Annotated in this window: 20 protein-coding genes; 10 read left to right on the forward strand and 10 right to left on the reverse strand. The window is 71.7% G+C overall.

The features are described from left to right. Positions 1-175: 175 nt before the first annotated feature. Positions 176-1,342 carry a serine protease gene (locus tag A3Q37_RS11100; protein WP_065481622.1) on the forward strand — a complete coding sequence of 389 codons (1,167 nt, stop codon included), beginning with the start codon at positions 176-178 and terminating at the stop codon, positions 1,340-1,342. A gap of 219 nt (positions 1,343-1,561) precedes the next feature. Beyond that, positions 1,562-2,734, forward strand: coding sequence for a serine protease (locus A3Q37_RS11105; RefSeq protein WP_065481625.1), 1,173 nt, complete (start codon positions 1,562-1,564; stop codon positions 2,732-2,734). Positions 2,735-2,824: 90 nt separating this feature from the next. On the opposite strand, the gene hflX is transcribed toward A3Q37_RS11105, so the two are convergent. The 6 genes from hflX to miaA all read right to left on the reverse strand — a co-directional run bounded on the left by hflX (position 2,825) and on the right by miaA (position 11,007). Further along, positions 2,825-4,345: a GTPase HflX gene (gene hflX, locus A3Q37_RS11110; protein WP_065481627.1), complete on the reverse strand. Its 1,521-nt coding sequence runs from the start codon at positions 4,343-4,345 to the stop codon at positions 2,825-2,827. A 131-nt stretch (positions 4,346-4,476) separates the two neighbouring features. Next, a complete protein-coding gene (locus A3Q37_RS11115; RefSeq protein ID WP_065481630.1) occupies positions 4,477-5,922 on the reverse strand; it encodes a M1 family metallopeptidase in 1,446 nt (481 codons plus the stop codon). Positions 5,923-6,072: 150 nt separating this feature from the next. Beyond that, positions 6,073-8,295, reverse strand: a complete 2,223-nt coding sequence (locus tag A3Q37_RS11120) for a bifunctional (p)ppGpp synthetase/guanosine-3',5'-bis(diphosphate) 3'-pyrophosphohydrolase (protein WP_065481633.1) — start codon at positions 8,293-8,295, stop codon at positions 6,073-6,075. A 213-nt stretch (positions 8,296-8,508) separates the two neighbouring features. Continuing rightward, complete coding sequence (gene dapF, locus A3Q37_RS11125; protein WP_065481636.1) at positions 8,509-9,375, reverse strand: diaminopimelate epimerase; 867 nt, start codon at positions 9,373-9,375, stop codon at positions 8,509-8,511. Positions 9,376-9,508: 133 nt separating this feature from the next. Continuing rightward, positions 9,509-9,961 (reverse strand): hypothetical protein, encoded by a 453-nt coding sequence (locus A3Q37_RS11130; protein WP_010072354.1) that lies wholly within the window; start codon positions 9,959-9,961, stop codon positions 9,509-9,511. A 107-nt stretch (positions 9,962-10,068) separates the two neighbouring features. Then, entirely contained in the window at positions 10,069-11,007 is a 939-nt protein-coding gene (gene miaA / locus A3Q37_RS11135) for a tRNA (adenosine(37)-N6)-dimethylallyltransferase MiaA (RefSeq protein WP_065481639.1), read from the reverse strand. Positions 11,008-11,212: 205 nt separating this feature from the next. On the opposite strand from miaA, the gene A3Q37_RS11140 reads away from it, so the two are divergent. Next, positions 11,213-11,497 carry an antitoxin gene (locus A3Q37_RS11140; RefSeq protein WP_065481642.1) on the forward strand — a complete coding sequence of 95 codons (285 nt, stop codon included), beginning with the start codon at positions 11,213-11,215 and terminating at the stop codon, positions 11,495-11,497. Positions 11,498-11,596: 99 nt separating this feature from the next. On the opposite strand, the gene A3Q37_RS11145 is transcribed toward A3Q37_RS11140, so the two are convergent. Together A3Q37_RS11145 and miaB are read right to left on the reverse strand one after the other, a co-directional pair. Next, positions 11,597-12,316 carry a class III extradiol dioxygenase subunit B-like domain-containing protein gene (locus A3Q37_RS11145; RefSeq protein ID WP_065481644.1) on the reverse strand — a complete coding sequence of 240 codons (720 nt, stop codon included), beginning with the start codon at positions 12,314-12,316 and terminating at the stop codon, positions 11,597-11,599. A 178-nt stretch (positions 12,317-12,494) separates the two neighbouring features. Continuing rightward, complete coding sequence (gene miaB, locus A3Q37_RS11150) at positions 12,495-14,015, reverse strand: tRNA (N6-isopentenyl adenosine(37)-C2)-methylthiotransferase MiaB (protein WP_065481651.1); 1,521 nt, start codon at positions 14,013-14,015, stop codon at positions 12,495-12,497. A 137-nt stretch (positions 14,016-14,152) separates the two neighbouring features. Between miaB and A3Q37_RS11155 the strand changes: the two genes are divergently transcribed. Continuing rightward, positions 14,153-15,154, forward strand: a complete 1,002-nt coding sequence (locus A3Q37_RS11155) for a TAXI family TRAP transporter solute-binding subunit (protein WP_065481656.1) — start codon at positions 14,153-14,155, stop codon at positions 15,152-15,154. Between the two features lie 93 nt (positions 15,155-15,247). On the opposite strand, the gene A3Q37_RS11160 is transcribed toward A3Q37_RS11155, so the two are convergent. Together A3Q37_RS11160 and A3Q37_RS11165 are read right to left on the reverse strand one after the other, a co-directional pair. Next, positions 15,248-16,642: a HAMP domain-containing sensor histidine kinase gene (locus tag A3Q37_RS11160; RefSeq protein ID WP_065481658.1), complete on the reverse strand. Its 1,395-nt coding sequence runs from the start codon at positions 16,640-16,642 to the stop codon at positions 15,248-15,250. Between the two features lie 21 nt (positions 16,643-16,663). Next, positions 16,664-17,356 (reverse strand): response regulator transcription factor, encoded by a 693-nt coding sequence (locus tag A3Q37_RS11165; protein WP_065481661.1) that lies wholly within the window; start codon positions 17,354-17,356, stop codon positions 16,664-16,666. Positions 17,357-17,743: 387 nt separating this feature from the next. Between A3Q37_RS11165 and A3Q37_RS11170 the strand changes: the two genes are divergently transcribed. The 6 genes from A3Q37_RS11170 (at position 17,744) to A3Q37_RS38325 (ending at position 23,503) form a co-directional block, all read left to right on the forward strand. Beyond that, on the forward strand, positions 17,744-18,529 hold the full coding sequence (locus A3Q37_RS11170) for an amino acid ABC transporter ATP-binding protein (RefSeq protein WP_065481664.1): 786 nt from the start codon (positions 17,744-17,746) through the stop codon (positions 18,527-18,529). Positions 18,530-18,561: 32 nt separating this feature from the next. Further along, complete coding sequence (locus A3Q37_RS11175) at positions 18,562-19,485, forward strand: glutamate ABC transporter substrate-binding protein (RefSeq protein WP_065481665.1); 924 nt, start codon at positions 18,562-18,564, stop codon at positions 19,483-19,485. Positions 19,486-19,698: 213 nt separating this feature from the next. Beyond that, positions 19,699-20,346 carry an amino acid ABC transporter permease gene (locus tag A3Q37_RS11180; RefSeq protein ID WP_065481666.1) on the forward strand — a complete coding sequence of 216 codons (648 nt, stop codon included), beginning with the start codon at positions 19,699-19,701 and terminating at the stop codon, positions 20,344-20,346. Beyond that, the gene (locus A3Q37_RS11185) at positions 20,343-21,284 is read left to right on the forward strand and encodes an amino acid ABC transporter permease (RefSeq protein ID WP_065481670.1); all 942 of its coding nucleotides are present in this window, start codon (positions 20,343-20,345) and stop codon (positions 21,282-21,284) included. The genes A3Q37_RS11180 and A3Q37_RS11185 overlap by 4 nt, the downstream gene beginning before the upstream one ends. A 176-nt stretch (positions 21,285-21,460) precedes the next feature. After that, complete coding sequence (locus tag A3Q37_RS11190) at positions 21,461-23,170, forward strand: FAD-dependent monooxygenase (protein WP_065481673.1); 1,710 nt, start codon at positions 21,461-21,463, stop codon at positions 23,168-23,170. Between the two features lie 246 nt (positions 23,171-23,416). Next, a complete protein-coding gene (locus tag A3Q37_RS38325; RefSeq protein ID WP_311605579.1) occupies positions 23,417-23,503 on the forward strand; it encodes a putative leader peptide in 87 nt (28 codons plus the stop codon).

The raw sequence follows: 23,503 nt of genomic DNA on the forward strand, positions 1-23,503 counted from the left end.
GTCACCATCGGCACCGGCATAGTGGGGGCCGCACAGCGGCGCGGAAGCATTCGCTCCGGCGCCCGAAGTGTCCGCAGAGCAGCACGAGTACCGAGTGACGAAGTCCCAGGGGGATCACGAGATGCGACCCATTCGCCCGACCGATACCGCACGCCGCGGGAGGCGCGCACGGCGCATGCCCTCCTCCGCGCTCGCCGCGACCGCCGTCGCCGCCGTGCTGGCGCTCACCGCCACCGCGTGCGGTCCGGAGGAGGACGACGCGGCCGCCACGCCCAGCGCCTCGGCGGGTCAGTCCGACGGCAAGGTCACGATTCCGGACGACCTGAAGAACCGGCTCAAGGAGCACGGGATCGACCCCGACAAGTGGCGGGACGGGGAGTGGAAGAACTGGGACAAGGACAAGTGGCTGCGTGAGGCCAAGGACTTCGTCAACCCGATCATCGAGGGCCTGTGGGACCCGGACCGGATGCGGGAGGCCGACAAGCCCCCGGAGAACCCGGTCGACAACGACATCTCGGGCGACGACGGCGTGACGGACCCGACGCCGGCCCCGGTCCGGGCCGCCGGTGTCGCGACGCCGTACCACGACAACGCCCCGGAGTCCGGGAAGCTGCTCTTCGACGGCCCGAAGGGCTCGATGGTCTGCTCCGCGACCGTCGTGAAGGACCCGGCGAACCCCGGCAAGTCCAACATGGTGTGGACCGCCGGGCACTGTGTGCACGCGGGCAAGAAGGGCGGCTGGTACCGCAACATCGCCTTCGTCCCGGCGTACAACAACGACGGTCTGTCGCTGGCCGAGATGGAGACCGCGCCGAAGGAGAAGATCGCTCCCTACGGTGTGTGGTGGGGCCAGTGGGCCCAGACCTCCGAGCAGTGGATCGAGCAGGGCGCCGCGGTCGGCGGCCAGGGCGCGCCGTACGACTTCGCGGTGCTGCACGTCACGCCGGAGAAGGGCGCCGGAGGCAAGTCGCTGGAGGAGACGGTCGGTTCGGCGCTGCCGGTCGAGTTCAACGCTCCGGCCGTGCCGAAGATCGCCGAGATGACGGCCACGGGCTACCCGGCCGCACCGCCGTACGACGGTCAGAAGCTGCTCCAGTGCAAGGACAGGCCGGGCCGGCTCTCGGTCTTCCGGGAGCAGCCCACGATGTACCGCATCGGCTGCACGATGACCGGTGGTTCCTCCGGTGGCGGCTGGGTCGCGGCGGGTCAGGACGGCAAGCCCGCCCTGGTCTCGAACACCTCGATCGGCCCGGTCACGGCGGGCTGGCTGGCCGGTCCGCGACTCGGCAAGGAGGCCGAGGGCGTCTACCGCGCGGTGAGTGAGAAGTACGCGGGTCAGTAGAGCCCGCGAGGGCCTGCGGATCCGCGGCCCCCGTCAGTCGTCCGCCGGGGGCCGCGGACAACCGGCAGACGCCTGCCGGGGCCGCGGGCGGCCGACGGCCCGCTCCGGCGCCCCACATGACAAGCGCATGACAGAATGCACGACCGCGACCGCCACGTCCGCACGCCGGACGCGGTCGCGCGCCATCGCACGCATCAGCTGTTCAGGGGGATTTCTTCCATGCGATCGATACGTCCGCTGCTGGCCGTCACCGGCCTCGTCGCGGCGCTCACACTGACGGCCACAGCTTGCGGCCCCGAGGAGAACTCCGCGGCCGCCGAGCCGTCGGCCACCGACGGGGCGGCCGAGAAGGACCCCGCCGCCGGTCTTCCCGGTGATCTGGGCGACGCCCTGAGGAAGCACGGGGTGGACCCGGAGAAGTGGAAGAACGGGGAGTGGAAGAACTGGGACAAGGAGAACTGGCTCCGCAAGGCCGAGGACTTCGTCAACCCGGTCATCGACGGCCTGTGGAAGCCGGAGCGGATGGCGTCGGCCGAGGAGCCCGCCAAGACGATGTCGGCCGGTGACCTCTCCGCAGGCCAGGACGTCAGCGACCCGGAGCCCGCCCCGGTGCAGGCCAAGCCGGAGAAGCTGCCCTACCACCGGCACGCCGCCCCGGTCGGCAAGGTCTTCTTCGACTCCCCCAAGGGCTCCATGGTGTGCTCGGGCACGGTCGTGAAGGACCCGAAGAACCCCGGGAAGTCCAACCTCGTGTGGACCGCCGGGCACTGCGTGCACGCGGGCGCGGGCGGCGGCTGGTACCGCAACATCATCTTCGTGCCCTCGTACAACGACCAGGGCAAGAACGCGGCGCAGCTGCGGACCGCGCAGCCGCAGGAGGTCGCCCCGTACGGCTCCTACTGGGCGGACTGGGCCGCGTCCTCCGGCGAGTGGATCTCCGGCGGCGGTCCGACGGGCGGCGCCGGCGCGCCGTACGACTACGCGGTCCTGCACGTGAAGCCCCAGAACGGGACGAAGTCGCTGGAGGAGACGGTGGGCAACGCGCTGCCGGTCTCCTTCGACGCTCCGGAGATCCAGCAGATCAGCGGCATGGGCGCCTGGGGCTACCCGGCGGGTCCGCCGTACGACGGTCTGCTGATGCACCAGTGCGTCGACCGTCCCGGGCGGCTCTCGATCGCCCCGGGCACCCCGACCATGTACCGGATCGGCTGCACCATGACGGGCGGCTCCTCCGGTGGCGGCTGGTTCGTCGCCGGACCGGACGGGAAGTCGATGCTGGTCTCCAACACGTCGATCGGCCCGGTCACGGCGGGCTGGCTGGCCGGACCCCGGCTCGGCGAGGACGCCCGGCGCACCTTCGCGACGATGAGCGACAAGTTCGCCGGACAGTAGGCACGGACACCGACCGCACGCCGAAGGCCCGGCCCGGACTTCCTGGAGAGTCCGGGCCGGGCCTTCGGCTGTCGTGCGGTCCTGCGGCCGTCAGTGCGCGGCGAGGGCGAAGGTCTCCAGCTCGGCGGCCAGCTCCTCGTGGACCTGGGCCTTGAGCAGGGTCCCCTCGGCGGTGTGCTCCTCGGAGAGCACCTCGCCCTCGGCGTGCACCCGGGAGACCAGGGCCCCCTGGATGTACGGCACGAGCACCTCGACCCCGACGGACGGCCGGGGCAGCTCGGCGTCGATGAGCGCGAGCAGCTCCTCGATGCCTTCGCCCGTCCGGGCCGAGACCGCGATCGCGTACTTCTCGTTGCGCAGGAGGCGCTGGAGGACCAGGGGATCCGCCGCGTCCGCCTTGTTGATGACGACGATCTCTCGTACGTTCACCGCGCCGACGTCCCGGATCACCTCACGCACCGCGGCGAGCTGCTCCTCCGGCACCGGGTGGGAGCCGTCCACCACATGGAGGATGAGATCGGACTCGCCGACCTCCTCCATCGTGGAGCGGAACGCCTCGACGAGGTGGTGCGGCAGATGCCGGACGAAGCCGACGGTGTCGGCGAGGGTGTAGATACGGCCGCTCGGCGTCTCGGCCCGGCGGACGGTCGGGTCCAGGGTGGCGAACAGGGCGTTCTCCACCAGGACACCGGCCCCGGTCAGCCGGTTGAGCAGCGAGGACTTGCCGGCGTTGGTGTATCCGGCGATGGCGACGGAGGGCACCTTGTTGCGCTTGCGCTCCTGCCGCTTGATCTCGCGGCCGGTCTTCATCTCCGCGATCTCCCGGCGCATCTTCGCCATCTTCTCGCGGATCCGCCGCCGGTCGGTCTCGATCTTGGTCTCACCGGGACCACGGGTGGCCATACCGCCACCGCCGCTGGAACCGCCGCCGCCCATCTGCCGGGAGAGCGACTGACCCCAGCCGCGCAGCCGGGGCAGCATGTACTGCATCTGTGCGAGCGAGACCTGCGCCTTGCCCTCGCGGGACTTGGCGTGCTGGGCGAAGATGTCGAGGATCAGGGCGGTCCGGTCGACCACCTTGACCTTGACGACGTCTTCCAGATGGATCAGCTGGCCGGGGCTCAGCTCACCGTCGCAGACGACGGTGTCGGCACCGGATTCGAGCACGATGTCGCGCAGCTCCAGCGCCTTGCCCGAACCGATGTACGTCGCCGGGTCGGGCTTGTCGCGCCGCTGGTACACCGCGTCCAGCACCTGCGCGCCCGCCGTCTCGGCGAGTGCGGCGAGCTCCGCGAGGGAGATCTCCGCGTCGTGCACCGTCCCCGAGGTCCAGACGCCCACCAGCACCACGCGCTCCAGGCGCAGCTGGCGGTACTCGACCTCGGTGACGTCCTCGAGCTCGGTGGAGAGACCGGCCACACGCCGCAGGGCGGCACGCTCGGAGCGGTCGAGCTGGTCGCCGTCCCGGGCTCCGTCGATCTCGTGGCTCCAGGCGACGTCCTCTTCCATCAGGGCGTCGGCCCGGCGGGCCTCGGTGAGGCTCTCGGTGGTGTTCTCCGTGGCGCTCTGCGCGTCCTGCGCGTCCTGGGGAAGGGAAGAAGAGGAGGTCATTGGATCCTTACGTCGATAGAAGTCTTTACGCCAGTCACAACGTGTGATCTTCCCGGATGATTCCCTGCGGGGAACTCCGGTGCGGTCCGCCGCGCCGACGCGTCGATAGTGGCACGGCCCCGCCGGGCCCGTCACGCGGGTTTCGCGCTGCTCCAGTCCGGGTGTCCGGGCATCGGCGGCGTCTTCTTGCCGTACAGCCAGCCGTCGAAGAAGGCGGCCAGGTCGCGTCCAGCGATCCCGGAGGCGAGCCGGGTGAAGTCGGCGGTGGTCGCCGTGGAGTCCCGGTGCACCCGGACCCAGGTGCGCTCCAGCCGGTCGAAGGCGGCCTCGCCGATCTCCTGGCGCAGGGCGTAGAGCACCAGCGCGCTGCCGTCGTACATCACCGGGCGGAACAGGCTGAGCTTCTGCCCCGGGGCCGGGCCGTCCGGGTGCGCCGGAGGGCCGCCGTCCGCCCGCCAGCCGTCGGAGAGCTTGTACGCCTCGCGCATCCGGCGTTCCAGGGTCGGGCCGCCGTTCTCCTCGGCGTACCGGGCCTCGTACCAGCTGGCGTGTCCCTCGTTGAGCCACAGGTCGGACCAGCTCGCGGGCGAGACGCTGTTGCCGAACCACTGGTGGGCCAGCTCGTGGATCATCACCGAGTCGACGTACCACTCCGGGTAGGCGGGCTCGGTGAAGAACGACTTCCCGAACAGGGACAGCGTCTGCGTCTCCAGGGCGAACCCGATGGGGCTGTCGGCGACGAGCACTCCGTACGTCTCGAAGGGGTAGCGGCCGACCCGCTGCTCCATCCACTCCAGCTGGGCCGGGGTCTTCCTCAGCCAGGGCTCCAGCTTCTTCCGGTCGGCGGCCGGGACGACGTCGCGCACCGGCAGCCCGTGCGGGCCGGTGCGGTGGGCGACCGCGGAGCTGCCGATGGAGACCTGGGCCAGTTCGGTGGCCATGGGGTGCTGCGTACGGTACGTCCAGGTGGTCGAGGAGCCGTGCCGGGTCTTGGCCACGGGCAGCCCGGCCGCGACCGCCGTCAGCCGGTGCGGGGCGGTGATCCGGAAGGTGAAGTACGCCTTGTCGGAGGGGTGGTCGTTGCTCGGGAAGACGCGGTGGGCGGCGTCGGCCTGGTTGGCCATGGCGAGCCCGTCGGCGGTCCGCACCCAGCCGCCGTCGTCCCCGGATCCGCTCGGGTCGCTGGTGTGCCGGACGGTGATGTTCAGCGGTACGCCGGCGGGGAGGCGGCGGGGCGCCTGGAGGACGAGGTCCTCTCCCTTGCTGCCGAAGTCGACGCTCTGCCCGTTGACCTCGACGCCCCGGACGGCGCCCCGGGCGAAGTCGAGGTTGATCCGGTCCAGCGGGGCGGTGGTGCGGGCCCTGATCCTGGTGACGGCGTCCAGGGGCTTGGTGTTGGAGCCGTGGTACGTGAAGGCGATGTCGTACGCGAGGACGTCGTATCCGGGGTTGCCCAGCTCGGGGAAGAGCCGGTCGCCGATGCCCAGGGGCTCGGGGGCGGGCAGGGCGGCGGCGACGAGGGTGGCCGAGGCGGTCGCCAGCAGGGCGACGCGCAGGCGGCGGGTCAGGAGCGGCATGGACTACGGCTATCAGCGCGGGGCCGCCGGGCCGGGGAGCCGCGCGCCGCACCACCCGAACGAGGACGGATGGTGCGGGGCGGCTCAGCCTGCCGGGGCGGGCCGCGTTCGGTGCGGCCCGGCCGGTGGGACGGCTTTTCCGGGTGCCGCTCAGCCGGCCGGCGCCGGGTGCTGGGCGCGGCTGACGTCGTAGACCCCGGCGACATCGCGCATGGCGCGCATCAGGCCGGGAAGACCGGCCGCGTCGGGGAGCTGGAGGGTGTAGGTGTGGCGGACCCGCTGCTCGCTGGGCGGTTCCACGGTGGCGGCGACGATCGCCGCGTCGGCGGTGGCGATGGCCTCGGTGAGGTCGGCGAGGAGCCGGGGGCGGCCGAACGATTCGGCGACCAGGGTGACCCGGCAGCCCGCGTCGGATTCCCGGCCCTCCCCGTCCGCCCAGTGGGCCCCGACCGGGGCGCGGCCGATCTCCTGCATCGCGGCGACGGCGGGGCACTCCTTGCGGTGCACGGTGACCGCGCCGCCCCGGACGACGAAGCCGGTCAGCTCGTCGGGGGGCACCGGCGTACAGCAGCCGGCCAGGCGCACCGGCGCGTCCGGGCCCTCGACGACGACGCCCGTGGCACGGGGCCCGGACCGGGTGCGGACGGCGGCCGCGCCCCCCGGACCCTCGCGTTCCGAAGAAGCCGAAGGAGTCGAAGAAGCCGGAGAAGCCGAGAGGGCGGAGGAGCCCGATACGGCGGAGGGCTCGCCCTGAGCGCCCGGTCCGGTCGCGTCGACGGGCTCCGGGTCGGGCTTCGCCTCGTCCGGGTGGTCGCTGAACCAGCCGGTGATCGCGATCCGGGCGGCGGGGGTGCGCGCGTGGTCGAGCCAGTCGGGCGACGGGCCGGAGGCGGTGTCCTGGGCGAGCAGCGGCTGCACGGTGTCGCCGTCGCTGAGGACGGTGCTCAGGGTGGCGAGGCGGCCGTTGACGCGGGCCCCGATGGCGGTGTGGGCCCGGTCGCCGTACTGCGCGTAGGCGGCGTCGACGCAGCTGGCCCCGGCGGGCAGCCCGAGGGTGCCGCCGTCGGTGCGGAAGACGGTGATCTCGCGGTCCTGGGCGAGGTCGTCGCGCAGGGTGGTCCAGAAGGTGTCGGGGTCGGTGGCGGACTCCTGCCAGTCCAGCAGCCGGGAGAGCCAGCCGGGCCGGGTCGGGTCGGCGCGCTCGTCGGACGGCTCGGCGTGCTGGGCGGCGGCGGGGTCCTGGGCGTACGGGTTGCCCAGCGCGACGACGCCCGCCTCGGCGACCTTGTGCATCCGGTGCGTACGGATGAGGACTTCGGCGACGGCTCCCTCGGGGCCGACGACGGCGGTGTGCAGCGACTGGTACAGGTTGAACTTGGGGGCGGCGATGAAGTCCTTGAACTCGGAGATCACCGGGGTGAAGCAGGTGTGCAGTTCCCCGAGGACGGCGTAGCAGTCGGCGTCCTCGCCGACCAGGACGAGCAGCCGGCCGAAATCGGTGCCGCGCAGTTCGCCGCGTTTCCTGCGGACCCGGTGCACGGAGACGAAGTGGCGTGGCCTGATGAGGACTTCGGCGCTGATGCCCGCGTCGCGCAGGGTGTGCGTCACATTGTCGGCGATGGTTTCGAGGGGGTCGTCCGGGCCCGTCGCGGCGGCGATGAGGGCGCGGGTCTCCTCGTACTCCTCGGGGTGCAGAATCGCGAAGACCAGGTCCTCCAGCTCGGTCTTGAGCGCCTGTACGCCGAGCCGTTCGGCGAGCGGGATGAGGACGTCCCGGGTGACCTTGGCGATCCGCTCCTGCTTCTCGGGGCGCATCACCCCGAGGGTGCGCATGTTGTGCAGCCGGTCCGCGAGCTTGATGGACATGACCCGGACGTCGTTGCCGGTGGCGACGAGCATCTTGCGGAAGGTCTCCGGTTCGGCGGCGGCGCCGTAGTCGACCTTCTCCAGTTTGGTGACGCCGTCGACGAGATAGCAGACCTCTTCGCCGAACTGCCCCCGGACCTGATCGAGCGTCACTTCCGTGTCCTCGACGGTGTCGTGGAGCAGGGAGGCGGTGAGGGTGGTGGTCTCGGCGCCCAGCTCGGCGAGGATCAGCGTCACGGCCAGCGGATGCGTGATGTACGGCTCGCCGCTCTTGCGCATCTGGCCGCGGTGCGAGGACTCCGCGAGGACGTAGGCCCGGCGCAGGATGGTCAGATCGGCGTCGGGGTGGTGGGCGCGGTGCGCCTCGGCGACATGGCTGATGGCGTCGGGCAGCCGGTCGCGGGAGACCGGACCGCGCAGTGCCACCCGGCCCAGTCTGCGCAGATCGATCCGGGGGCGGCTCCGCCTGCGAAGGGGGGCGCCCGGATCGGCGGCCTCTGCACTCATGGGCACCTCCGGCGACTCGACCGGCGGGGCGAGGGCTGGATGCGCCTCGGGGCCGGTGCTTGATGCTATCGAGCCCACCACGTGGCGCAGTCCCGCTCTCGCCCAGCGTGAAACGGATCACCCATTCGAGCGAAGCCCGGACCGATCACCGTTTCGAGCGAGCCCGGCCTCTGAGGGCGGCGAGCCGGTCAGCGGGAGGTGTCCGGCCATTTCTCAGGCGGTTTCGAGCCAGGCCGGGTCGATGACGCCTTCGGCGACGATCACGGCGGGGCCGGTCATCTCGACCGCGCCGTCGGGGTGTTCGGTGATGACGAGGGTGCCGCCGGGGAGATCCACCCGGTACGTGACGGGGAGGCCGGTCGCGGCGGGGTCGGCGCCGTCCCGGCGGGCGGTGGCGACGGCGACCGCGCAGGCCCCGGTGCCGCAGGAGCGGGTCTCGCCGGAGCCGCGCTCGTGGACCCGCATGCCGACGTGGCGCGGGCCCCGGTCGACGACGAACTCGACGTTGACGCCTTCGGGGTAGACCGCCTCGGGGGTGAAGGGAGGGGCGGTGAACAGATCGCCCGCGTGGGCCAGGTCGTCGACGAAGGCGACGGCGTGGGGGTTGCCCATGTTGACGTTGCGGGCGGGCCAGCTGCGGCCGCCGACGCTGACCGTGACGCTCGCGTCGGGCAGCAGGGCCTGCCCCATGGAGACGGTGATGTCGCCGTTCTTGGCAAGGTGCACGCGCTTGGGGCCGCCCCGGGTGGCGACGGTCAGGTCGCCCTCGTCGACGAGGCCGGCGCGCTGGAGGTAGTGCGCGAAGACCCGCACGCCGTTGCCGCACATCTCGGCGATCGAGCCGTCCGCGTTGCGGTAGTCCATGAACCACTCGGCCTCGTCCGCCATGGACCGCGCCTCGGGGTGCGCGGCGGACCGCACGACGTGCAGCAGGCCGTCGCCGCCGATACCGGCCCGGCGGTCGCAGAGCCGGGCGACGAGGGCTGCGGGCAGCGTGAGGGCGTTGTCCGGGTCCGGGACGATCACGAAGTCGTTCTCGGTGCCGTGACCCTTGAGGAAGGCGATCTGCGAGGTGCTCACACGCCCACTGTACGAGGCGGCGCCGACAGTCCGCTCCGGCGGACCCGGCGTCCGGGGCAGCCCCCGCGCGATCGGCTTCGTCATCCGGGTCGGTCCACCGGGGCGCCGAGGGCTCGTCGCGGGTCCGCGGCCGTCAGCGCAGCCGGGCCACGCGCCAGACGGCGAGGGCGACGAGGGCGAGGCCGGTCGCGGCGTACAGCGCGATCACCCGCCAGTCGGGGCGGTCGCCCGAGCCCCGGGAGGGCAGTCCGGGCCAGGTGTGCCCCACGCGGCGGGCCGCCATCATGCCCCAGCCGGCCGCGCAGCAGCTGATCAGGAGCCCGAGCATGGCGACGATCGCGCCGCCGTCACCGAACTCGAAGGCGAGCGGGAAGGCGAACATCAGCGAGCCGACCGCGGCGAGCATGACGATGGGGGCGAGCTGCCAGATCCGCAGCTTGCGGGTGGGCCGCAGCTCGACCTCGACCTCGGGGGTCACGTCCTGCTCGTCGGGCCCGTCGGGGCTCAGCCGTCCCGCGGTCTCCCGCGGTGACGGCACCTCGTGCTCTGTGTCGCGCTGCTCCGTGTCGCGAGGGCCGGCCTCCATCGCCACGCGCCCTCCCAACTCGGACTCCACTGGTGGATCGATGCTCGATGATGGCACGGTCACGGGCGCCGAATTGACGGGCGGAGCTTCCCGATGCCATCACGTGATCAGGCTGTGACCGCTCGTTCGACCAACGTCAGTGCCCGGTCCGGGAGTTCCCCCCGGTCACGGTCTCCGCCGCCGAGCCACACGACACGCGGGTCGCGGCGGAACCACGAATCCTGACGGCGGGCGAAGCGCTTGGTGGCGCGCACGGTCTCGGCCCGCGCCTCGTCCTCAGTGCACTCCCCCGCGAGTGCCGCGAGGATCTGCTGGTAGCCGAGGGCCCGTGAGGCGGTGAGGCCCTCGCGCAGCCCGGACTTCTCCAGGGCGCGCACCTCGTCCACGAGTCCGGCCTCCCACATGCGGTCGACGCGCAGGGCGATGCGCTCGTCCAGTTCGGGGCGGTCCACGTCGACGCCGATCTGTAGGGCGTCGTAGACCGGCTCGTCGCCGGGGAGGTTGGCGGTGAAGGGCTTGCCGGTGATCTCGATGACTTCGAGGGCGCGGACGATACGGCGGCCGTTGCTCGCCAGGATGGACCGGGCGGCCTCCGGGTCGGCGGCGGCGAGCCGTGCGTGCAGGACGCCGGAGCCGCCCTCGGCCAGCTCCGCTTCGAGGCGGGCGCGCACCTCGGGGTCCGTACCGGGGAACTCCAGGGCGTCGATGGCGCCCTTGACGTACAGCCCGGAGCCGCCGACCAGAACGGGTGTGCGCCCCTCGGCGAGCAGCCGGTCGATCTCCAGGCGGGCCAGGCGCTGGTACTCGGCGACGCTGGCGGCCTCGGTGACGTCCCAGATATCCAGCAGCCGGTGCGGCACGCCGTCGCGCTCCGGGAGCGTCAGCTTGGCCGTGCCGATGTCCATCCCCCGGTAGAGCTGCATGGAGTCGGCGTTGATCACCTCGCCGTCGAGCCGCTGGGCGAGAAAGACCCCCAGATCCGATTTGCCGGCCGCTGTGGGGCCTACGACGGTGATGACGCGGGGGGCGGGGCGGGGAGGGGTCACCCGGACAGTCTCCCAAAATTCCGGGCCCTCCCGAACAGACCGGGTGGTCGGTGGGAGGTGGCCGGGCGCTTAAGGCGACGTCAAGGATGCAACGCGTAAGCGCCATCGGAGGAGTAAATACGGCAGGAACGGACAGGTGACGGACAATGGGGGCGGGAGAACGCTCCCGCGAACACTGTCCTCACACTGCACGGAAGGTGACCCAATGGGGTTCCTGGACAACCTGAAGGCCAAGCTGGGGCCGGCCAAGGAAAAGGTCGGTGACCTCGCGCAGCAGCACGGGGACAAGATCGAGCAGGGTCTCGACAAGGCCGCGCGCACGGTCGACCAGAAGACCAAGGGCAAGTACAGCGACAAGATCGATTCTGGTACGCGCAAGGCCAAGGAGGCCGTGGACAAGCTGGGCCAGAAGGACGACGGCACGCCCGGAACCCCGGGTACGCCCGGGAACACCCCCGGCAACACGCCTCCGCCGCCGCCCGCGTCCTGAGGCAGCGGTCCCACCCCGGCGGCGGGTCCGGAGCCGAGCGCTCCGGGCCCGCCGCCGGTCTGTTGCGACCAGGGTGTACGTCCAGGAGCGGCCGGCCTGTCAGGACCAGGCGGCGACGGTGTACCCGACGCCGTAGGGGGCGTCCTCGTACAGCAGCCGTCCGGCGAGTCCGGCGTCCCGCGCGGCGCCGCCGAGCAGCTGCCAGGGGGCCCGGCCGGCCGCCTTGAGCTCGTGGGCGAGCGTGGCGTCGAGCGCGGCGATGGCGTCGAGGTCCGCGGAGCCGAGCGCCTCGGTGGCCAGGGCGTCGAACGCGGCGGCCCGGTCGTCGAGGTAGCCGGGCGCCTTGAGGGTGCGGCAGGCGCTGCCGTCGCCCATCACCAGGAGCGCGACCCGGTCGGCGCGGCGGGCGAGGGCGCGTCCGGCCTCCGCGCAGTCTTCCGGGGCCGCGCCCTGTGAAAGGGCGAGCCCTTCGATGGGGGCCCCCGCCCAGTGGGCCCGGTCCAGCAGCCAGGCGCCCACGGTGAGGGACTGGGGCAGCGGACCGCCCGCCGTCGCGGCGTCCTCGGGTGCGTCGCCGAGCGTCACGTCGAGGTCCACGCCGACGCCGCGGAAGGTGCCGTGCGCACCCGCCGGGTAGGGCCCGGCGGACCGGTCGTCCCCCGGCCCCACGACGACGAGCAGGTCCGGTCGCGCGGCGGCGAGCACGCCCACGGCGTCGAGGCACGCGTCACGCGCGGCGTCGAGCTCGGGGGCGGCCCCGGCGGCGACCTCGGGCACCAGGAGCGGCGGACAGGGGCACACGGCGGCGGCGACAAGCATGCCGGTCAGCGTACTTGCCGACGGCCGCGGGCCGGTCGGCCGCGTGGGCCGTCGGCCCGGACCGGTGGACCACACCCGGCCATCGGCCCAGGGCGACGGACCGCCGGCCCTGGGGCCTCAGCCCAAGGCCCCGACCGGCGCGCTCCCGACCCGCTCAGCCCCTCGGCCCGCTCAGCCCTCAGCCGATGCCGCAGGCCGGGGCCGTGGCGGCCGGAAGCGGGTCCGGGGCGCCGATGCCGGGAAGGCCCAGCATCACTCCCGCGGGCTTCGCGGCGGCCTCGGTGGTGCGCTTCTCCCACGCGTCGCCCGCGCGGGTGGACCGTACGGCGAGCGGCGTGCCCTCCGCGAGCAGGTGGTGCGGGGCGGCGTAGGTGATCTCGACGGTCACCACGTCACCCGGGCGCACGGGCTTCTCGGGCTGCGTGAAGTGGACCAGGCGGTTGTCGGGCGCGCGGCCGGAGAGGCGCTGGGTGGCGCCGTCCTTGCGGCCCTCGCCCTCGGCGACCATGACGTCCAGGGTGCGGCCGACCTGCTTCTTGTTCTCGTCCCAGGAGATCTGCTCCTGGAGGGCGGACAGGCGCATGTACCGCTCCTGGACGACCTCCTTGGGGATCTGGCCGTCCATGTCGGCGGCCGGGGTCCCGGGGCGCTTGGAGTACTGGAAGGTGAACGCGTTGGCGAAGCGGGCCTCGCGGACGGCGTGCATCGTCTGCTCGAAGTCCTCCTCCGTCTCGCCGGGGAAGCCCACGATGATGTCGGTGGAGATGGCGGCGTCCGGCATCGCGGCGCGCACCTTCTCGATGATCCCGAGGAAGCGCTCCTGGCGGTAGGAACGGCGCATCGCTTTCAGAATGGTGTCCGATCCGGACTGCATCGGCATGTGGAGCTGCGGCATCACGTTGGGCGTCTCGGCCATGGCGGCGATGACGTCGTCGGTGAAGTCGCGGGGGTGCGGCGAGGTGAAGCGGACGCGCTCCAGGCCCTCGATCTTTCCGCAGGCGCGCAGCAGCTTGGAGAAGGCCTCGCGGTCGCCGATGTCGGAGCCGTACGCGTTGACGTTCTGGCCGAGGAGGGTGATCTCGGAGACGCCCTCGGCGACCAGGGCCTCGATCTCGGCCAGGATGTCGCCGGTGCGGCGGTCCTTCTCCTTGCCGCGCAGCGCCGGGACGATGCAGAAGGTGCAGGTGTTGTTGCAGCCGACGGAGATGGAGACCCACGCGGCGTAGGCGGACTCGCGGCGAGTGGGGAGCGTGGAGGGGAAGGCCTCCAGGGACTCGGCGATCTCGATCTGGGCCTCTTCCTGGATGCGGGCGCGCTCCAGGAGGACCGGCAGTTTGCCGATGTTGTGCGTGCCGAAGACGACGTCGACCCAGGGGGCCCGCTTGACGATGGTGTCGCGGTCCTTCTGCGCGAGACAGCCGCCGACGGCGATCTGCATCCCGGGGCGCTTGGTCTTCATGGGCGCGAGGCGGCCGAGGTTCCCGTACAGCTTGTTGTCGGCGTTCTCGCGCACCGCGCAGGTGTTGAAGACGACGACGTCGGCGTCGCCGTCGGAGCCTTCGGGGGCGCGGACGTAACCGGCGCCCTCCAGGAGACCCGACAGCCGTTCGGAGTCGTGGACGTTCATCTGGCACCCGTAGGTGCGCACCTCGTAGCTCTTCTGGACGTCCACTGCTTCGCTCCGGTTGCCGCTGCTCATGGGACAAGGGTAGGCGGTTGCCGGGCGGCGCCCCTCCGCCCCCGTGCCCTGCCCCTCTCCGCTCCCCCGCCGACTGTGGGGCGGGCCTCATGGGCGAGCCTGGCCAGGGGGGCGGGTGAGCTGGCAGGATCGCGCGCATGCACCACGCTCTGTCCCGATTCGGCCGCCGACGCACCCTTCAGACGGGCGCCGTCCTAGCGGTCGTGCTCGGGCTGCTCGCGTGGTGGCTTCTGCCCCAGGGGGACGAGGGGGACCCGAGCGGTCCGCTCACCTTCTCCACCGGGGTGCCCAGCGGGGTCTACCAGCGGTACGGGGAACGGCTGGAGGACGCGCTCGCCAAGGACATGCCGGAGGTGGCCATACGGCTGCGGACCAGCGAGGGGTCGCAGCAGAACCTCGCCCGGGTGGCGACGGGCGAGGCGGACTTCACCATCGCGACGGCCGACGCCGTGGCGACCTATCTGCGCGACGGCAGGCCGGGCGCCCAGCGGCTGCGCGGCTGCGTCCGGCTGTACGACGACTACGTCCAGCTGGTCGTCCCCCGCGACTCCGACATCCGCAGCGTCTCCGACCTGCGGGACAAGCGGGTGGGCGTCGGCCAGGAGGGTTCGGGGGTGCGGCTGGTCGCGGACCGGCTGCTGAAGGCGGCGGGGCTCGATCCGGCCGACGACATCACCCCGGTGCCGGTGGGCATCGACACCATGCCCGTACGGCTGACGCAGGGGCGGCTGGACGCCTTCTTCTGGTCGGGCGGGCTGCCGACCGCCGCCGTGCAGGAGCTGTCGGAGCGCTTCGACATCCGGCTGGTGCCGCTGGAGGCGGCCCTGGTCGCGAAGTTGCAGGCGGCGACCGGGCCCACCCGTTTCTACCGGTCGGCCATGATGCCCGCCGACGCCTATCCGGAGGCCCAGCAGGGCCAGTCGGTGCCCACAGTCGCCGTCGCCAATCTGCTGGTGACGACCGACCGTACGGACGCGGCCATGACCGAGGCCTTCACCCGGACGGTGATCAACAGCCGGGACCGGATCGGCCGTGAGGTCCACGCGGCGCAGCTGGTGGATCTGCGGACGGCGATCTACACGGATCCGCTGGACGTGCACGAAGGCGCCAAGGACTATTACCGCTCGGTGAAGCCGTAAACGCTGTTCGGTGAAAGCCGTGAATGGCGGTTCGGTGAAACCCCGAAAGCTGTTCGGCGAGGGCACGGGCCCTCCTCAACCCGGGCTCCCGGCTCAGCCGCCCGGCTGTTCGCGGGGCAGTGAGACGGTCACCCGCAGGCCGTGCGGTGCGTGGTGTTCGTACGCGATCGAGCCGCCGCCCGCCGCGAGCAGCACCCGGGAGATCGAGAGGCCCAGGCCCGACCCGCTGACATTCTGGTGGCGGGTGCTGCGCCAGAAGCGGTCCCCGACACGTTCCAGTTCCGCTTCGGTGAGGCCGGGGCCCCGGTCGGCGACCGCGACGGTCGTCGTACGGGTTCCGGCAGCGACGGTGACGGTGACGTCCTCGCCGGCCGGGGTGAACTTCAGGGCGTTGTCGATCACCGCGTCCAGGGCGCTGGAGAGCGCCACGGGGTCGGCCCAGGCGGTGGCCGCCGGGGAGCCTTCCAGGGTGAGCCGCACGCCCTCGCGGTCCGCCATCGGGCGCCAGGAGGCGACGCGTTCGGCGGTGAGCGGGACGATGTCGATCAGCTGGAGGTCCGCCTCGGCGTGCTCGGCCAGCGCGAGGTCCAGGAGGTCGTCGAGGACCCGGGCCAGCCGCTTGCCCTCGGTGCGCACGGCGGCGATCTCCTCGCTGTCCTCGGGCAGCTCCAGGGCGAGCAGCTCGATGCGCAGCAGCAGGGCGGCGAGCGGGTTGCGCAGCTGGTGCGAGGCGTCGGCGACGAAGGCGCGCTGCTGCTCCAGCACGTCCTCGACGTTGTCCGCCATCTCGTTGAAGGAGCGGGCCAGGTGCCGGAGCTCCGGCGGCCCGGCGGAGGCGGCGACGCGGGAGCGCATGCGGCCCCCGGCGATGTCCCGGGTGGCCGCGTCCAATGTCCGTACGGGCAGCAGGACCCAGCCGGTGAGCCGGACCGCCGCGGCGACCGCCACCAGCAGGGCCAGGGCCTCGCCGAGGCCGATCAGCAGCCAGGTCCGCAGGATCCGGGACCGCATCTCGCCGGTGGGTGAGTCGATGACGACCACGGCGACCACATCGCCGTCGCGCACCACGGGCGAGGCGACGACGACGCGCCCGTCGCGCCAGGGCCAGACCTGCGGCGGATCGTGCGAGCGGCGGCCGAGCAGCGCCTCGTCGAAGGCCGTGCGCCCCTCCCCCTCGGCGGGCAGGGTCCAGGAGCCGGGCGCCTTGGCCAGGGCCCGGTCGTCCTGGAAGAAGACGCCGGCGCGGATGTCGTACACCGAGGCGTAGACCTCCAGGTCGGTCTGGAGGGTGCGGCGGCGCTCCTCGCTGTCCGGGGAGGTGTCGGTGATGGCCTGCGCCAGGGCGGCGAACCGCGCGGTGTCGTCGATCCGGTCGATGACCAGGCGCTGCTGCTCGGCGGCGGCCACGCTGATCGCGAGCGGGAAGCCGAGGGTGACCAGGACTGCGGCCATCAGGACGATGAGCAGCGGGAGCAGGCGGGAGCGCACCGGGGAAACGTACCCGTTCGGTTACGCGGACGGCGCGACGAGCCGGTAGCCGACGCCCCGCACGGTCTCGATCAGGGTGGGCAGCCGCAGCTTGGAGCGCAGGGAGGCGACGTGGACCTCCAGGGTGCGTCCGGTCCCCTCCCAGCTGGTGCGCCAGACCTCGCTGATGATCTGCTCGCGGCGGAAGACGACGCCGGGGCGCTGGGCGAGGAGGGCCAGCAGGTCGAACTCCTTGCGGGTGAGCTGGACTTCCTCGCCGTCGACGCTGACCCGGCGGGTCGGCAGCTCGATGGCGACCGGGCCGAGGCGCAGGGCGGCGACGGGGGTCGGGGCGGTGTCCTCGCCCCCGGAGGTGCGCCGGGCGACCGCGTGGATACGGGCGAGCAGCTCGCCGGTGTCGTACGGCTTGGTGACGTAGTCGTCGGCGCCCAGGTTGAGGCCGTGGATGCGCGAGCGCACGTCGGCGCGGGCGGTGACCATGATCACGGGGGTCGCGGTGCGCTTGCGGATCTTGCCGCAGACCTCGTAGCCGTCCTGGTCGGGCAGGCCGAGGTCGAGGAGGATCACCCCGAAGGGCTCCCTCTCGGCGGGCAGCAGCGCACGCAGGGCCTCCTCGCCGTTGCGGGCGTGCACGACCTGGAATCCGTGCCGGGCGAGCACGGCGGACAGGGCCGCCGCGACATGGTCGTCGTCCTCGACGAGCAGCAGTCTCATGACCCTCCCTCCGTCTCTCCCGGGGCCGTCCGGCTCCTCGGGCTCCTCCGTACAACCGTTGCACGCTGTCACCGGGTGTTGTCCCGCGTTTCACCCTGCTTCATCCGGAAGACCCGTGCGGTGATCTTCCGTTCATCGACGCTTCGCGTCGACCTCGCTCAAGGCATCCACGCCGATGAACGGCTCACCAGTCAAGAGTCTGCCGGTTACAGCGGGGTTTCCGTTATGCACCCGGTACGCCCCGGGGCGGCGCGGGGCGTCCTGTTCACGCGGAGTGTCCGGTTGCCGCCGGATCGTTATGCTCAATTTCCGCTCAGATGTAATGACGTTGGTCGCACTGCGTCATTAGGGTCCTTGTTCAACCGAGGAGGACGGAGCAAGAAGCCGATGAGCGGAGTTTCAGTGACCAAGGCCGCCGAGGATGCCGCGCCCGCGGCGAACGACCTGGTCGTACTGAGCAACGTCAACAAGCACTTCGGCGCGCTGCATGTGCTCCAGGACATCGACCTGACCATCGCCCGTGGCGAGGTCGTGGTCGTCATCGGGCCTTCCGGGTCCGGCAAGTCCACGCTGTGCCGCACGATCAACCGCTTGGAGACGGTCGACTCGGGAGCGATCTCGATCGACGGCAAGCCCCTGCCCCAGGAGGGCAAGGAGCTGGCCAGGCTGCGTGCCGACGTGGGCATGGTCTTCCAGTCGTTCAATCTCTTCGCACACAAGACGGTGCTGGAGAACGTCATGCTGGGCCAGATCAAGGTCCGCAAGGCCGACAAGAAGGCCGCGGAGGAGAAGGCCCGGACCCTGCTCGACCGGGTGGGCGTCGGCGTACAGGCCGACAAGTACCCGGCGCAGCTCTCCGGTGGCCAGCAGCAACGCGTCGCGATCGCACGGGCGTTGGCGATGGACCCGAAGGTCATGCTCTTCGACGAGCCCACGTCGGCGCTCGACCCGGAGATGATCAACGAGGTCCTGGAGGTCATGCAGCAGCTGGCCAGGGACGGGATGACGATGATCGTCGTCACCCATGAGATGGGCTTCGCCCGGTCCGCCGCCAACCGCGTCGTGTTCATGGCGGACGGGAAGATCGTCGAAGAGGCGGCGCCCGACCAGTTCTTCAGCAATCCGCGCAGCGACCGGGCCAAGGACTTCCTGTCGAAGATCCTTCACCACTGACGACAACGACCTACGACCTAAGGATTGTTCACATGAAGCTCCGCAAATCCGCCGCCCTGGCGGCCATCGCCGTCCTCGCCCTGACCGCGACCGCGTGTGGTGGCAAGGAGGGTTCCGCCGGTGACAAGCCGGGCGGCACGAAGCCGGGTTCCTCCGAGGCCCCCGCGCTCCCGACGTACACCGCGGCCTCCGGTGTCGACCTGGACTCCCCGGTCTTCAAGAAGGCCAAGGAGCGCGGCAAGCTGGTCATCGGCGCCAAGGCCGACCAGCCGTACCTGGGCTTCGAGGACCAGTCGACCAAGGAGCGTTCGGGCTTCGACATCGAGATCGCCAAGATGGTCGCCGCCGACCTGGGCTTCTCGGACAAGCAGATCGAGTGGAAGACGGTCGACTCCGGCGTCCGTGAGACGGCCATCTCCAAGGGCCAGGTCGACTACTACGTCGGCACCTACACGATCAACGACGAGCGCAAGAAGCAGGTCGGCTTCGCCGGTCCGTACTACAAGGCCGGCGCCGACCTCCTGGTGCGCCAGGACGAGAAGTCCATCACCGGCAAGGAGTCGGTGAAGGGCAAGAAGGTCTGCTCGATCGTCGGCTCCACGCCGCTCCAGGAGATCAAGAAGCCGGAGTACGGCGCGAGCGTCGTCGAGCTGGCCAAGTACTCCGACTGCGTGCAGCAGCTGCTGACCAAGCAGGTCGACGCCGTCACCACGGACGACTCGATCCTCAAGGGTTACGCCGCCGCCAACTCCGGCAAGCTCAAGGTCGTCGGCAAGCCGTTCACCGACGAGCCCTACGGCGTCGGCCTGAACAAGGACGACAAGGTGCTCCGCGAGGCCATCAGCAAGTCGCTGGAGGACCGCGTCAAGGACGGCACGTACAAGAAGATCTACGAGGCCACCCTCGGCCTGTCCGGCTCGGACTACGTCGACCCGCCGGCCATCGAGCGTTACTGACGTCCTCGGGCGCCCGGCACCACCGGGCGCCCGGCACATGTCCGCGTCGGACCCGGCAGCCGCCGGTGTCCGCGTGCCGACACCCGTCACGACGCCCCGCGAGTGACACAGGCGTCCCGTACGCCCCCGCCGCACCCTCTCCCCGGGGACGGCGGGCGAACGGGGCGCTCCTTCCCCTGCCCCGATGCCGATGACCGCCGACGCGGAGACCTCATGAACGTACTGCTCGACAATTTCCCAGCGTTCCGCGACGGCTTCATAGGAACTGTGTCGATCACCGCCGTCAGCTCGCTTATCGCCCTGGTTCTCGGTGTCGTCGTCGCCGGATTCCGCGTCTCGCCGGTGCCGCCGCTGCGGTACTTCGGCACCGCGTGGGTCACGCTGATGCGCAACACCCCGCTGACGCTGCTCTTCCTGATCTTCTTCTTCGTGGTGCCGGAGATCCTCTTCCCGGGGATGAGCCCGTTCGTCCTCGGCTCCCTGGCCCTCGGCTTCTACACCTCGTCCTTCATCTGCGAGGCGGTCCGCTCCGGCATCAGCACCGTGCCGCTGGGACAGGCGGAGGCCGCGCGCTCGATCGGCATGACGTTCGCCCAGACCCTGCGGATCGTCGTGCTCCCCCAGGCGACGCGGACGGTGATCCCGCCGCTCAGCAGCATCTTCATCGCCCTGACGAAGAACTCCGCGATCGCCGGCGCCTTCAGCAACGCCGAACTGTTCGGCTGGCAGAAGCTGATGAGTGACAAGGGCTACGACATCGTCCCCGTCTTCATCTGGGTGGCCATCGGGTACCTGATCATCACCTTTACCATCAGCGGCCTCTTCCGGCTGCTGGAGCGTCGCATGGAGGTCGCCCGATGAGCGCCAGCGTTCTTTACGACGCCCCGGGTCCCAAGGCCGTCGTCCGCAACCGCATCTACGCCGTCGTCGGCACGCTCGCCATCGCGGCGCTGATCGTCGTCAGCATCCTGCGGCTCGCCGACAAGGGGCACCTCGCCCCCGAGATGTGGGACATCTTCAACTACGCGGGGATCCGGCAGAACATCGCCGACGCCGTGCTCGCGACCCTCAAGGCGTTCGGTCTCGCGGCGGTCGGCTCGCTCGTCCTCGGCGTGCTCCTGGCGGTGGGCCGGCTCTCCGACCACAAGCCGGTCCGCTGGGTGGCGACCACGTTCATCGAGCTGTTCCGCTCGCTGCCGCTGCTGATCACCATCTACGCGATCTGGGTCGGCTTCCTCACCGACTACTCGATGTGGGCGCTGGCGGCGGGCCTCTCCGTCTACAACGGCTGCGTCCAGGCCGAGGTGCTGCGGGCCGGCATCAACGCGGTGCCCAAGGGCCAGCGCGAGGCGGCGTACGCCCTCGGCATGAGCAAGACGCAGGTCATGACGACCGTCCTGATGCCGCAGGCGATCCGGTCGATGCTGCCGACGATCATCAGCCAGCTCGTGGTGACCCTCAAGGACACCTCGCTCGGCTTCATCATCCTGTACCCGGAGCTGCTCCAGACCGCACGCCTGATCGCCTCCAACACCCAGGTGAACGGCCAGTACCCGTACGTCTCGACGATCGTCGTCATCGGCACGATCTACATCGCGATGTGTCTGCTGCTCTCGGCGCTGGCGACGTGGATCGAGAAGCGCGGCCGCCGCGCCAAGACCGGCATCAAGGTGGCACCCGGCGTCCAGACCGCCGACATCCCCGCGGTGGAGGACATTCCCGGCCCGCGGGCCGGGGGCGCAGGGGGCGCAGGCCCGACGGTCGATGGTGCCGCTGGGGCCGGAGTGACGAAGGACTGACCTCCCCGGGGCCTTCCCGGCCCCGCCGTGCAGGAGCATTCGAGGCAGCGGCGCACGCGTCGCTGCCTCGGTCACTTGACGCAAGCACCACCAGTGGGTTGCATACGTTCTGTGATCACGCACCCGGCTGTTTCTGCCACGTTCCGCATGACCGTCAGGGCCGGAGGGTACGCGCTGTGGACCCGGTGATCGTCGTCGGCGCCGGGCCCGTCGGCCTGACGCTGTCGCTGGCCCTCGCCGCCCAGGGCGTCCCCTCGGTGGTCCTCGACGAGGGCCCCGGCGCGGAGGAGCCCCGGCCCGCCCGCACGGTCGTGCTGCGCGAGGACACCGCCGACCTGGTGGGCCGCCTCGGCTGCCGGGAGCTGGACCGGGTCGGGCTGCGCTGGGCGGGCTGGCGTTCGATGCGCCGGAAGCAGCTGGTCCGGGACATGCCGCTGAGCGGGGGCCGCACGGACGAGGACGGCGAGCCGCTCCCCGGGCTCCTTCCCTCACCGCTGCACCTGCCGCAGCACGAGCTGAGCGGCGCGCTGCGTGCGGCGGTGGACAAGGAACCGCTGGTCCAGCTGGCGCCGATGAGCCGGATCGACACCCTGGAGCAGGACCGCGACGGCATCACGGTGCACACCAGGGAGCCGGGATCGACCTGGTGGCGCGGGAGTTATCTGGTCGGCTGCGACGGCGCCCGGTCGACCGTGCGCAAGCTGCTGGACATCCGCTTTCCCGGTCGTACGGCGGTGGAGCGGCATGCCGTCGCCGCGCTGAGGGCCGAACTGCCCTGGCCCGACGAGGCCGTTCTGCACCGGCAGCCGCCCTGGCGGACCGGCGGCGAGGAGATCGCGGCCCGACCGCTGCCGAACGGCGTCTGGCGGCTGGACTGGCTGCTGCCGCCGCGCGGCGAACTGGTCACCCCCGAGGCCGTGATCACCCGGATCCGGGACACGCTGGCCGGCTGGTGCGGCGAGACCCCAGCGTACGAACTGCTGGACACCGGCGTCCACACGCTCCACCACCGGCTTGCCCGGCGCTGGCGCAAGCAGCGTGCCTTCCTGGCCGGAGACGCCGCCCACCTGCTGGGGGCTCTGGGCACGCAGGGGCTCGACGAGGGGATTCGGGACGCCGAGAACCTGGCCTGGAAGCTGGCCCACGCCTGGCACCACGGCCCGGCCGAGCAACTGCTCGACAGCTACCAGGCGGAGCGGCGGGCCGCGGTGGCCGCCCGGTTGCGCGCCGCCGATCAGTCGCTGCCGATACTGCGCGGCGGAGGCGGTCTGCGGACCCTGGTCCCGGGCGCCGCACGCGGTCACGACACCCTGCTCGCCGACGGCCATCTGGGCCGCGGAGCGCTGGGTGCGCCCCCTTCGTACTCGCACTCCCCCCTTTCACCACCGCACGCCGAGGCGCACACCGTTGTCGGTACGCCCCCCGGTGCGCCGGTCGCCGATGTGACGGTGGCCGCGCCGGACGGAACGACGACGCGGCTGCGGGAGCGGCTCGGACAGGGCCACCTGCTGGTGATCCTGGTCGCGCCGGGGACCGGCGTCTGGGACCGGCGGCACTGGCGGACCGCGGGCGTCATGCCCCGCCTCACGGACGCCGTGGCGGCGCTCCCCGGGACGACGGAGCTGCTGGTCACGGAGAGCTATCCGGGAGCGTCCGCCCATACCGTCCTGCTGGTGAGGCCGGACGGGCATCTGGTGGCGGCCTTCGGGGGCGTACGGCCCGCGGAGCTGTTCACCGCTGCGCAGGCCGCACTGGGCGGTGCGCCCGGTGGCGGGCGGGAGCACGCGGCGGAGGAGGACGAGGAGGAGAGCGGCGACCGGGAGGGCAGGGGCGAGAAGCCGCCCCGGGCGCGGGTCCACGCGGAGGGGACCGCCAGGCACCGTTGAGGGGTGGCGGGTCGGTGACGGATGGTGGGCCCGGTGGCGGGGGTTGGGCCCCGCTGGCCGGTGGTCGGTCGCGGACGCGCAGGTCCCGTCCGCGGTCGGACGCCCGCTGACGGGTGGCGGGTCCGCTGACGGGGGTTGGGCCCCGCGGACCGGTGGTCCGTCGCGGACGCAGGGGTCCCGTCCGCGGGTCGGACGGGACCCGAGCGCACATTGACCGTTACGGGCCCGCGTGGTGTACTCCAGATCATGACCGACACCGATGTGCGCCTGTGGCGGAGGGTCCATATGGACCTCGTCCGTTACGCGGGCTGCGTGTGTCGCCCGTCCTGCTGA

Origin of the sequence: Streptomyces sp. PTY087I2, assembly GCF_001687325.1 — a bacterium.
Taxonomy (GTDB): domain Bacteria; phylum Actinomycetota; class Actinomycetes; order Streptomycetales; family Streptomycetaceae; genus Streptomyces.

Excerpts from the sequence above, each read along its gene's own strand:
- A3Q37_RS11185 (WP_065481670.1), top strand. The coding sequence starts at position 20,343 with ATGAGCGCCAGCGTTCTTTACGACGCCCCGGGTCCCAAGGCCGTCGTC.
- A3Q37_RS11155 (WP_065481656.1), top strand. The coding sequence starts at position 14,153 with ATGCACCACGCTCTGTCCCGATTCGGCCGCCGACGCACCCTTCAGACG.
- A3Q37_RS11170 (WP_065481664.1), top strand. The coding sequence starts at position 17,744 with ATGAGCGGAGTTTCAGTGACCAAGGCCGCCGAGGATGCCGCGCCCGCG.
- A3Q37_RS11120 (WP_065481633.1), bottom strand. The coding sequence starts at position 8,295 with ATGAGTGCAGAGGCCGCCGATCCGGGCGCCCCCCTTCGCAGGCGGAGC.
- A3Q37_RS11145 (WP_065481644.1), bottom strand. The coding sequence starts at position 12,316 with ATGCTTGTCGCCGCCGCCGTGTGCCCCTGTCCGCCGCTCCTGGTGCCC.
- A3Q37_RS11105 (WP_065481625.1), top strand. The coding sequence starts at position 1,562 with ATGCGATCGATACGTCCGCTGCTGGCCGTCACCGGCCTCGTCGCGGCG.
- A3Q37_RS11175 (WP_065481665.1), top strand. The coding sequence starts at position 18,562 with ATGAAGCTCCGCAAATCCGCCGCCCTGGCGGCCATCGCCGTCCTCGCC.
- A3Q37_RS11140 (WP_065481642.1), top strand. The coding sequence starts at position 11,213 with ATGGGGTTCCTGGACAACCTGAAGGCCAAGCTGGGGCCGGCCAAGGAA.
- miaB (WP_065481651.1), bottom strand. The coding sequence starts at position 14,015 with ATGAGCAGCGGCAACCGGAGCGAAGCAGTGGACGTCCAGAAGAGCTAC.
- hflX (WP_065481627.1), bottom strand. The coding sequence starts at position 4,345 with ATGACCTCCTCTTCTTCCCTTCCCCAGGACGCGCAGGACGCGCAGAGC.
- A3Q37_RS11115 (WP_065481630.1), bottom strand. The coding sequence starts at position 5,922 with ATGCCGCTCCTGACCCGCCGCCTGCGCGTCGCCCTGCTGGCGACCGCC.
- A3Q37_RS38325 (WP_311605579.1), top strand. The coding sequence starts at position 23,417 with ATGACCGACACCGATGTGCGCCTGTGGCGGAGGGTCCATATGGACCTC.
- A3Q37_RS11165 (WP_065481661.1), bottom strand. The coding sequence starts at position 17,356 with ATGAGACTGCTGCTCGTCGAGGACGACGACCATGTCGCGGCGGCCCTG.
- A3Q37_RS11180 (WP_065481666.1), top strand. The coding sequence starts at position 19,699 with ATGAACGTACTGCTCGACAATTTCCCAGCGTTCCGCGACGGCTTCATA.
- A3Q37_RS11130 (WP_010072354.1), bottom strand. The coding sequence starts at position 9,961 with ATGGAGGCCGGCCCTCGCGACACGGAGCAGCGCGACACAGAGCACGAG.
- A3Q37_RS11100 (WP_065481622.1), top strand. The coding sequence starts at position 176 with ATGCCCTCCTCCGCGCTCGCCGCGACCGCCGTCGCCGCCGTGCTGGCG.